10 protein-coding genes and 1 pseudogene are annotated in these 9,496 nt (G+C 49.3%); 1 reads left to right on the top strand and 10 read right to left on the bottom strand.

Features of this window, described 5'->3' with window-relative positions; all coding sequences use genetic code 11:
• From H8S80_RS35210 to H8S80_RS32285, 4 genes and pseudogenes are all read right to left on the bottom strand, one after another.
• Positions 1 to 121: pseudogene (locus tag H8S80_RS35210) on the bottom strand (transposase); the annotation flags it as partial.
• A 53-nt stretch (positions 122 to 174) separates the two neighbouring features.
• Positions 175 to 1,035, bottom strand: coding sequence for a tyrosine-type recombinase/integrase (locus H8S80_RS32295; RefSeq protein WP_117633747.1), 861 nt, complete (start codon positions 1,033 to 1,035; stop codon positions 175 to 177).
• 454 nt (positions 1,036 to 1,489) lie between these two features.
• Entirely contained in the window at positions 1,490 to 1,942 is a 453-nt protein-coding gene (locus tag H8S80_RS32290) for a DUF3788 domain-containing protein (protein ID WP_117633746.1), read from the bottom strand.
• Between the two features lie 115 nt (positions 1,943 to 2,057).
• The gene (locus tag H8S80_RS32285; protein WP_207662667.1) at positions 2,058 to 2,852 is read right to left on the bottom strand and encodes a class I SAM-dependent methyltransferase; all 795 of its coding nucleotides are present in this window, start codon (positions 2,850 to 2,852) and stop codon (positions 2,058 to 2,060) included.
• Between the two features lie 379 nt (positions 2,853 to 3,231).
• Here H8S80_RS32285 and H8S80_RS32280 point away from each other — a divergent pair, with 379 nt between their 5' ends.
• On the top strand, positions 3,232 to 3,915 hold the full coding sequence (locus H8S80_RS32280; RefSeq protein ID WP_117633745.1) for a dihydrofolate reductase family protein: 684 nt from the start codon (positions 3,232 to 3,234) through the stop codon (positions 3,913 to 3,915).
• 88 nt (positions 3,916 to 4,003) lie between these two features.
• Here H8S80_RS32280 and H8S80_RS32275 read toward each other — a convergent pair whose 3' ends face one another.
• The 6 genes from H8S80_RS32275 to H8S80_RS32250 all read right to left on the bottom strand — a co-directional run bounded on the left by H8S80_RS32275 (position 4,004) and on the right by H8S80_RS32250 (position 9,480).
• Positions 4,004 to 4,456 (bottom strand): helix-turn-helix domain-containing protein, encoded by a 453-nt coding sequence (locus tag H8S80_RS32275; protein WP_002604438.1) that lies wholly within the window; start codon positions 4,454 to 4,456, stop codon positions 4,004 to 4,006.
• Positions 4,457 to 4,598: 142 nt separating this feature from the next.
• Positions 4,599 to 4,838: a DeoR/GlpR family DNA-binding transcription regulator gene (locus tag H8S80_RS32270; protein ID WP_117633674.1), complete on the bottom strand. Its 240-nt coding sequence runs from the start codon at positions 4,836 to 4,838 to the stop codon at positions 4,599 to 4,601.
• Between the two features lie 49 nt (positions 4,839 to 4,887).
• Positions 4,888 to 6,921 carry a ferrous iron transport protein B gene (gene feoB / locus H8S80_RS32265; RefSeq protein ID WP_029466211.1) on the bottom strand — a complete coding sequence of 678 codons (2,034 nt, stop codon included), beginning with the start codon at positions 6,919 to 6,921 and terminating at the stop codon, positions 4,888 to 4,890.
• Entirely contained in the window at positions 6,918 to 7,148 is a 231-nt protein-coding gene (locus H8S80_RS32260) for a FeoA family protein (RefSeq protein ID WP_002604441.1), read from the bottom strand. Before H8S80_RS32260 ends, feoB begins: the two co-directional genes overlap by 4 nt.
• Before the next feature lie 78 nt (positions 7,149 to 7,226).
• Positions 7,227 to 7,844, bottom strand: coding sequence for a TetR/AcrR family transcriptional regulator (locus H8S80_RS32255; protein WP_002604442.1), 618 nt, complete (start codon positions 7,842 to 7,844; stop codon positions 7,227 to 7,229).
• A gap of 184 nt (positions 7,845 to 8,028) precedes the next feature.
• Complete coding sequence (locus H8S80_RS32250; RefSeq protein ID WP_117633671.1) at positions 8,029 to 9,480, bottom strand: sulfatase family protein; 1,452 nt, start codon at positions 9,478 to 9,480, stop codon at positions 8,029 to 8,031.
• Positions 9,481 to 9,496: the final 16 nt, after the last annotated feature.

Raw genomic sequence — 9,496 nt, 5'->3', positions numbered from 1 at the left:
GATCCATAACCTCACAAAAAGTATATACCGGATCAGAAATATCGATCAATTTTTCGATTTCTAATGGTAATTTCAGCTGACGCATAGTATAATTACCATTGGTGTTGTTAGTTAGTAGCATAATTAATTATACCAAAAAATCGCTCAGGCCTCACGGTCTGGGCGATTTTTCTGTCAGGGGAGTTTTTTTACAGCCCCTATTTTGTCTAATCCGATTCTCATCCGGTTCATGACCTTTTCATACTGTCTCGTACTTGTCGCCACATAGATGCGCGTAGTCTCGATCGATGAATGGCCAAGAATATCTGCCAGATGGGCCAGATTCTTTTCGATAGAGTAAAAAGTCTTCGCAAACAGGTGCCTGAAATTATGGGGAAACACCTTTGACGGATCCACTTTTGCCCCCTTGCACAGCTTCTTCAGAGAATGGCAGATATTGCTCCGGTCCAGGTTTCTGCCGCTTTTCGTACGAAAGATACAGCCGCTCTTTATTTTTTCGCTTCGGATAAATTCCTTTAGCTTCTTGATCAGATTTCTCGGAAAGATAATCAGGCGGCATTTTCCCTTCATATAGATCTCTGTTTTCCCCCGGCAGACCGCTTCCACAGTGACGTAGGGCAGCTCGCTGATTCTGATGCCCGTGCTGTAGAGTACCATCATCAGGTAATAGAGCTGAGAGTTTCCCATTCTCCCCGCACTGTCCAAAAGCCTTCGGTAGTCGTTCTCTGTCAGTTCCCGATCCTCATCGATATAAGCCTTTTTCTGAACCTTCAGGAATTTTACCTTGCACATATCCAGATTCATAAATTCCAGATATGAATGGATGGCCGAGAGCTTACCGTTGACGGTTCCTGCCTTGTACTGGCTGCTGAGATACCGCCGGTACTGCAGGATCGCCTCTTTGCTGATCTCGGCTTTATCCATATAGGCAAACAGCTGTTCCACCTCGTGCAAATACTTGCTTATGGTGGAATCGGCTTTTTCCTCATTTTTCAGATAGTCCTCATATCGTTTGATATTCATTGCAATTTCCATAACAGGCCTCCATTTTTCTAGTCAGATGTTTTTAAGTGGTTGTATGGCAAAGGCACAGTACACCGAAACGGTGATCTGTGTCTCAAGCAGCCTTTTTTAGTTTCCTTATAATCGGGCAGAACTATACATCGGTTTTGGGACTTATGATGAATGATATGAAATAGAAACAATTCACGAAACTTGCCTTTGCGTTACATCAGAAGAACGCACAGGCAGTACTAGAAAAGCCGGCATTGAAGCGATGCGTTCAATACCGGCTTTATATCCACTGATACGTCATATTTATGACCCTGATTCTGACCCTGATCAAAATCATGGCCGATCTGTTTCCATTTTCTGCAGCACAACATACACATCATCGTAAATCTGGCCGTTTGCAGGCCAGCATTTAGGGGCTTCCCCTGCACTAATTGGTTTATATTTCCAATTATTATAATGGATACAGTAACAAATCTCAACTTACCTCGTTCGACTTAACCATGGACCGCTGTGCAGACAGCGAACATTTTACAGTCAATAGTTTCTGTATATCGTCAAAATTTTCCTTACATGCAACTCGATAATGAATCCAGCCGCCGTCACCGCAGGGATACTTTGTGTCGATGTACTCCCTGGTATATGGATGCAGCTGGCCGTAGACGGAATCATACTGCTTGTCAGACAATCGGACCATGACAGTAAACCCATTGTTTTCGGCAAAAACATTGCATACCAGTTTTTGCTTCAGCCGGTGAGCGATCCCCCAGCCGTACTGATTGCCATAGGGAAAGACGACCTTCTGCTCTGTCGCAAATGTCTGGGACAGCCATTCGTTCAACGAGGTAAAGAATCCGCCGTTTTCACCGCAATACGCGGTCATCTCGGCAATAGTTGGTTCTTCTGTTTTATTCAGCATTCTTTCGTACATAGCGGCCTCCATCAATTCTAATTGTACGTTCGATTGTACCACAAACGCTGCGCACGAACAACTGATTTTCCGGGGCAGACCGGAAAGAAGAGACCGACAGGGCTGTGAACTGCAACTATTTTTCTGCCAGGACCATAAAAAGCGGAGAAGTGTTCATCCACAGCTTTTCTTTTAAGGAGCCTTCCGCCCTTTTCCGTTCTTCGTCCGATATAATTTTCCGGTTAATATTCGTATCGACGGTTATGGATTTCATTCCCAGGCTGATCAGTATATCTACATCCCACTGCGGGCGGATCAGGCTGCTGATTCCCAGCTGACTGGCTATATCGTTCCGCTCCCGCAGCATTTCCAGGCTCTGGGCCGGGTGCTCGTATCTGCCGGATAACGCCGCATGAACGCTCTCTTCCAGCTCTCCCGCCTCTCCCGTCCGGTCGGCCTCCAGGAAGGCGGCTCCGTAATTCGCATCGCAATTCATCAGACGACCGCCGGGAGCCAGAACCCGTATCATCTCCAGATACGCCTTCTCAGGATCGGGAAGTGTCCATGTCACATTGCGGGTAAATATAAAATCAAATGATTCGTCGGGAAATTCCAGAGACTGCGCGTCCATGCGCAAAAACCAGATATCATTGCAGTTCAGCTTTTCCGAATTCATAATCGCATGGTTGATCATCTCCTGCGAATAGTCAATTCCCACCACTTCACAATTCAGATCGTGAAGAATAATTGAGAAAAATCCCGCTCCGGTTCCCAGATCAAGTGCCCGAATCCTCTTTTTATCGGGCAGCGCTCTCTTTATCTGCTCTGTCCAGTTCATACGCTTATACTCCTTTAATTCGGCCAGCTGGGCATCACTGAATTCGTCCGCCCTCATCGACCAGTATCGATTAATTCTTTCCTGAATGTCCACGGTTATTTCACCTCTGATATAAATGAGAAACAAATAAAAAAAGCCACGAAAGTAAGCGCTGAAATGGATGCGCATTTCCCTTCATGGTATTACAATTCATCTTCGTGATGATGTTAAAGTCATTATAGCATAATTCAGACTGTTCGGCCAGTTTTTTACGCAAATATTAACTATTATTTACTCAAACGTTTGCTTGCTTTTCCAGATCTTTTGCCGTTCCCTGCTGCCTGATCACACCTTCTCTGTTGCTGAAATTATCCGTGATCAGCTCTCCGTCCACGAAAGTTTCCAGGGACATCGGACAAAAAATGCCAGAGAAAGACAGGTATTTTTCCCGGATAGATGATACAGTTTACTTATAAAGATTGGAGGGAACACTATGAAGAAACGGCCAGTCACAACACTATTTATGCTCAGTTCTGTAGATGGGAAAATCAGTACGGGTAATTCTGATCTGCTGGATGTGGACAGCGATTATCCTGCGATGGACGGTGTAAAGGAAGGGCTTCATCAATACTATGAGATTGAACAGACAACGGATCTGTGGTCGCTGAATTCAGGGCTCGTACAGGCCAAGCTCGGCGTAAACCAAAAAGAGTATCCGGACAAAACACCGGTTTCTTTCGTTGTCATAGATAATAAGAATTTAACCGATCACGGCGTAAGCTATTTCTGCAGACGGGCGAAGACGTTTGTGCTTGTCACCACGAATACGCAGCATCCGGCGTTTTCTGTACAGGAAGATAATCTGCATATCATCTGTCAAAAAAAATTAGATTTAAGAGCAGTGCTGGAAGAATTGTACGCGTCATACCATTGTGAAAGAATTACCATACAGACAGGCGGAATGCTGAACGGATTGTTTCTCCAGGAGAAGTTGTTTGACTGCATCGATATCGTTGTCGCTCCGGTTCTGATTGGCGGAAAAGATACCGCTACGCTGATCGACGGAGCATCGATTACGAAAAGGGAGGAATTGGGGCTGTTGGGAGTTCTGAAGCTTGTGAGGTGTGAGGTGCTGGAAGATTCTTATTTGCGTTTGAGGTATGAAGTTGCTGGATAAAATCTTCTGAAGCAGACCTGCCAGTGAGCCGCAGGTCTGCTTCAAAAGGATCTGTACTGCACGAATTTTCAATTTTTTCAAATATCTGCTATTCTTCTTTTCCCATGCCCTTTACGCATATGAAAATTACGATTGCAGTGGCAATGAGGAATTCTGCAAAAATTACAGATGGATTCCAGATTGCGAAATAAAAGTGTCCAACGAAATATGCAGCTGTAAACAGGAGATACACTCCAATGGAATATGCGATACAGCGAATTATGTGACTGCGCTTCCGTTCACGGACTAACATCTGTTGCTGCTGTTTCTCTAACAGCTCTGTCTTTACAGACAATTCCGTCATTTCCGAAGGTTTCAAAAGAGAGTCTGTCGTCACACCGAATATGACGCTTAAGGCCACTATTTTATCCAACTCCGGTACCGACTGCCCGGATTCCCACTTTGAAACAGATTGCCTTGAAACATTTAATTTTTCCGCCAGCTGCTCCTGTGTTAAGTCCAGGCTTTTTCGCAGCGTCAAAAGTCTTTCTGAAAAATCCATATACCCGCCTCCTCGATTTTGATATCCTAACAATACCAAAAATCCCGGTTGCTTTCTATACAGCAGGCTGTATTTTTACGCAACTGCCGGTTGAACTCTCGGATGAGCAGGCTTTACATATTTTCAACACAGCTTCTGCAGCCTACACGCTCTCCCGCTTTATCTCCCACATCACCGGCAGCCCGGCCGTAAGCCCGCCGCCGCAGTGGGAAGAACAGCCCGAACAGCTGTGGCCGCAGCTTCCAACCCGGCGGAGATATCCGGCATGCTCCAGATATTCCATGCGCCGCCGGACATCCTCCACGTTTGTCCTAAGTGACAGAGCCAGCTCCTCCACCGATCTGGCTCTGCCGTCTTTTAACAAATACAGTAATTCTGTCATAATTGTCTCCGCCTCCATGATCTCAGTTCGCACTCTCTCCAAACCGATCCTAAAAAATCACCAGTCCCACATGGTACACCACAAAGGACATAATCAGTGCCATGACAACATAGTACAGTGCAATCCGCCCGGTCCATTTGGCGGAATGTGTCTCCTGGTAGGTCGATGCAACCGCCACAATGCAGGGGATATTAAAGGTTACTGCAAAGATGAAGGCCAGCGCCTCCGCCGGGGCGATGTTGGCAATTAAGATTTCGCCCAGATTGGCCGCCTGCCCCGCGGTTCCCACAGTAGAAGCAAATACGGTGCCGGTTCCGGCGTACAGGGAGCTGAGCACGCCCAGCGCGGCCTCCTTGCTGACGGCCGAGGATACGAAAGCAAGAAAGGTCTGCCAGCTTAAGCCAAACACGCGTGTCAATGGCTCAATGAACGTACCGATGCGGTAAATCACACTGTGTTCCACGTTTCCATCCGCAGTATAGGACAACAGCCAGAATATCAGAGAAATCAGCAAAATTACCTTCAGGGCGCGGATCAGCACGTCTTTCGTCCGCCCGAATACATACCGCAGCAGGCTTCCCCACTTCGGCCTGTGATAGGGAGGCAGCTCCATAATCAGCCCGGTCCGCTCTTCCGCCTTCACCAGATGACGGCCGAAGATTTTAGAGGTGATCCACATATGCAGAAGTGCCACCGCAAATATCGCCACAATCACCAAAGGCGCCCAAACGCCGAAGAACACGCTGGATATCATCGGTACAATAGCCCATGTGGCCGCGCATGGAATCGCCCACGCCAGCGCAATCGTCAGAATCCTCTGCCCCCAGTTATCGATGACTCTCGTTCCCGCCGCACCGCCGATCGTACAGCCAAAGCTGACCAGAAACGGCATGATCGCCTTTCCCTGAAGCCCCAGCTTTGCCATCGTATTATCAAACACGTAAGAAATCCTGGCCATATATCCGATCTCCTCAATAAATCCGAATACCAGCGTAATACCGAACACAAAGCCAATCATGGAAATGGCAAAATACAGGGCATTGATCCCCACATCGCAGATCAGGCCAATCAGAAACTGGGGCGCATGAACCGCGGTCAGCCCTTCCGTCAGCATTGGCGTCAGCAGGGAAGGCAGAAGACTTCCGCCCACCATAAACGGCATGGCAGGGATAAAGGAGGCCACCAGCCCCAGCAGAATGATCGCCACCGCCAGCGGTTTTCCATAGCGTCTGCTGGTCGCAATGCGGTCAAATTTCCCCAGTGATGCAGTGCGCTTTTCTCCCTGGACCGCCCCCTTTAAAAGGCGGTCAATCCATGCGAATTTGCATTCTCCCGTCAACAGCGCTCCGTTTTTGATCTGGGAAAGCTGCTGCTCCAGCGCCCGGCGATCTTCCGGTTTCAGGAGGTCCTTCACCCTCGCCGTCACAGGGATATCCCCCTCCATCAGCTTGGCCGCCAGCCAGAAGTCCGAATACTGACCCATGCCGGTCTGCGGCATCAGCTCCTTAATCCCGGTAAATCCCTCCTTCTTCTGATACTCCTGCTCCAGGTCCCAGGTATCCAGCAGCGGCCGGTCCCGCAGAACCCGGTCGAGCGCCCTGTAAAATCCATCGTAATGTCTGACATCGGTAGCCGAAAATGCCACCACGGGAATTCCCAGTTTTTTTTCCAACCGCTGGGGATCGATCGTTTTGCCCTGATCCTTCGCCACATCCATCATATTGAGCAGAAGGAAGGCCGGCGTCCGGATTCCAGCAAAATCTGCCAGCATAAACAGGCTTCTCTCAAGCTGAGAGGCATCGGCCAGGATGCAGACCGCATCCGCATTTCCCTCCGCTATGTAATCCCTGGTGATAATCTCCTCTTCCGAGTTGGCAGACAAACTGTAGGTTCCAGGCAGATCGACTACAGTATAGCGCTGATTACTGCGGACGAAATACCCCTCCTTCTGTTCCACCGTTTTTCCAGGCCAGTTTCCCACATGCTGCTTCAGCCCCGTCAGCCCGTTGAACAAGGTGGATTTTCCTGAATTTGGCTGCCCCAGAAGGGCAATGACCGGTTCTTTTCTTTGTGTTTCCGTCATTTCCCCGTACCTCCTATCATGATTTTCCCGCACTCTTCCCGGTTTAATGCAATCATGCTGTCCCGGCTGAATAATAAAAGCGGCCTCTTTCTTTCATTTTGGAGGACGGTTACCGGGCACCCCGGAGTCAGCCCAATGGACGTAATACGACTTAGAAAACGGGTATCCCCTTCAATATCACAGATGATGCCGCGTTCTCCGCTTGATGTTTCAGACAGCTTTTTCATACTCACTCATCCTTTCTTCTCTTGATTTCGCATATTAGTTGCAACTAACTCATAATCAAAACCTAAGGGGTGCCGTAGTCACGACATCCCCAGAAGTTTAAACCATCCCGCCGAATAAAATTCCTTCAGATCGTTTAAATATACAAACGCCTTATCTCTTGGCATATCATGCCGTACCGTCTCGAATATCCCGTTAAACAGGGCGCTGGATACGATGTGAATCAACGCGTCGTCAATCTGGTGAATCTGCTGCCCTGCCTCCTCCATGCGTTCCAGAAGTGCACGGCCGGAATTGGCTTCTATCTCCACCAGTGTGTCCAGGTAGTGCTCGTAGCCGGTTCCCGCCGAGCAGCAGACGATCAGCTTAAAGGCGTCAAAGTTGTCGTAGATAAACTCCATGATCCAGCTGTTTTCATCCGAAACCTCCGGTAATTCCGTCAGTTGATCCTGCAGCGGCTGATCCGCAAATTCTTTCTGTGCAGCCCGGTAGCGTTCCTCCAGCTCTCTCGCCGGCTTCTCCACCAGTGCGGAAAACAGCTCCGCCTTGTCGGTGTAGTACCGGTAGATCGCTCCCGTAGTCACGCCCAGTGATGCGGCGATATCCCTTAAACTCGCCCCCTGAAAGCCGTGAGCCAGAAATTCTTTTTTTCCGGCTTCCAGAAGGTCCGCCGCCAGTTTTTCATTAATAAGTCGCATGATCAATTCTCCAATCCAAGTGATCCCTGATTCAAATGGTTCCCGATTCTGTTATTTTGCAATTAAATAACCGTGTTATCTTATGACTTTTGTATCATAGCGCTTACCCGTGGTATTGTCAATACAACTTTCATCAGAAAGGTCCTAAGTGAGAAACTTTCTCTTTCCGGCTGGAAAAGAAAGCTTAAGCAGGCTGCTCAGGGCGAAAAAACGCCTCCTTTCCCTCCGAATAGATTCCTGGACGGCGCAGCTGCCCATGGCCTGTCACCCCTTCTCTGGCCCCATCCATGGCCGGATCCGCATAACGATAAAACCAGTGATTCAGGCTGTCGTTCATCTCTTCCCGGACCAGACGGTACGCCTCATCCTCCGCCAGGTTCACCGTTTCCTCTGCATCCTCTGTCAGATGATACAATTCATCCTCTCCATAAGGATACCGCCGGATAAATTTCCACTCTTTTGAACGAATCATCCGGTTAGGCCCATACTCATCGTAAACCACCACGGGTCCCGCCTCCTGCTCCGCCCCTTCCAAAACCGGAGTAAAGCTTCGTCCGGGCATACGGCCTTCCGCTTGTACGGATATCCCCGCCATGGAAAGCAGTGACGGAAAAAAGTCATACTGACTGTAAAGGCCGCGGATCACGCGCCCCGGCTCCGTATGGCCCGGCCAGCGCACGAGAAACGGCACCTTTACGGAGGTATCGTACAGATTCAGCGGAAAGGTGGCATTTCCCTTCCCCCACACGCCGTGATGTCCCATGTTCATCCCGTTGTCCGCCATGAAACAGAGGATACAGTGATCGTATTCTCCTGTTTCCTTTAAATGGGCCACAATGCGTCCAACGCCCGCATCCATAGCCGTGACCGCCGCGTAATAACCTCGCAGAAGCGACTTTCTCACTTCTCCAGTACCGTACGGGGCCGTCTGAATCTGCCTATCGCTGACAGGAAGGTCGGGTGTCGCTGTAAATGCACAGTCCCGGTAGGCTTCCACATATTTCCTGGGATGCTGGTCTTCATCCCAGGGATCGTGAGGTGCCGTGTAATGTACGCTGATATAATACGGGTTTTGTTCCGCCCTGCATGCGTCGATATATTCCAGCGCCTTATCCGTAATCACATCGGTGATATAGCGGCTCTCATACCGTATCCCTCCATTTTCCACAACATCCGCCTTCTTGTAAAGGCACCCGCCTCTGGCGATTGTAAACCATTTCGAAAAGCCGTGCTGCGGGCGCAGACTGTCTCCCAGATGCCATTTGCCCGCAAGACAGCATGTGTAGCCCTCCCGTGCCAGAACATCGGTATAGGTGGTCATCCCCTCCAGATAAGGTATGGCTCTGTCCTCATTTCTGTAATACGGGTCGCCGCTCTTTTCCTTTAGCCGCTCCCGGTCCACATTCCCCCCGCGGATCCAGTCCAGAACGCCATGGGCAGAGGGCATCCTTCCCGTGAAGATCGTTCCCCGCGCCGGAGAGCAGACCGGAGAGGCGCAGAAAAAGTTCTCGAATCTTACGCCCTCCTCTGCCAGGCGGTCCAGGTTCGGTGTCTTCACATCCCGGTTCCCCGCACAGCCCATGGCCCAGGCTCCCTGGTCATCGGTCAGTATCATAATAATATTTGGCCGTTCCATCTTCATTCCTCCATAT

It is taken from the genome of Hungatella sp. L36, from assembly GCF_014288035.1.
This window is presented reverse-complemented; position numbering and strand designations above follow the sequence as displayed.

Excerpts from the sequence above, each read along its gene's own strand:
- H8S80_RS32290 (WP_117633746.1), bottom strand. The coding sequence starts at position 1,942 with ATGTACGAAAGAATGCTGAATAAAACAGAAGAACCAACTATTGCCGAG.
- H8S80_RS32270 (WP_117633674.1), bottom strand. The coding sequence starts at position 4,838 with ATGACAGAATTACTGTATTTGTTAAAAGACGGCAGAGCCAGATCGGTG.
- H8S80_RS32280 (WP_117633745.1), top strand. The coding sequence starts at position 3,232 with ATGAAGAAACGGCCAGTCACAACACTATTTATGCTCAGTTCTGTAGAT.
- H8S80_RS32275 (WP_002604438.1), bottom strand. The coding sequence starts at position 4,456 with ATGGATTTTTCAGAAAGACTTTTGACGCTGCGAAAAAGCCTGGACTTA.
- H8S80_RS32260 (WP_002604441.1), bottom strand. The coding sequence starts at position 7,148 with ATGAAAAAGCTGTCTGAAACATCAAGCGGAGAACGCGGCATCATCTGT.
- feoB (WP_029466211.1), bottom strand. The coding sequence starts at position 6,921 with ATGACGGAAACACAAAGAAAAGAACCGGTCATTGCCCTTCTGGGGCAG.
- H8S80_RS32295 (WP_117633747.1), bottom strand. The coding sequence starts at position 1,035 with ATGGAAATTGCAATGAATATCAAACGATATGAGGACTATCTGAAAAAT.
- H8S80_RS32255 (WP_002604442.1), bottom strand. The coding sequence starts at position 7,844 with ATGCGACTTATTAATGAAAAACTGGCGGCGGACCTTCTGGAAGCCGGA.
- H8S80_RS32250 (WP_117633671.1), bottom strand. The coding sequence starts at position 9,480 with ATGGAACGGCCAAATATTATTATGATACTGACCGATGACCAGGGAGCC.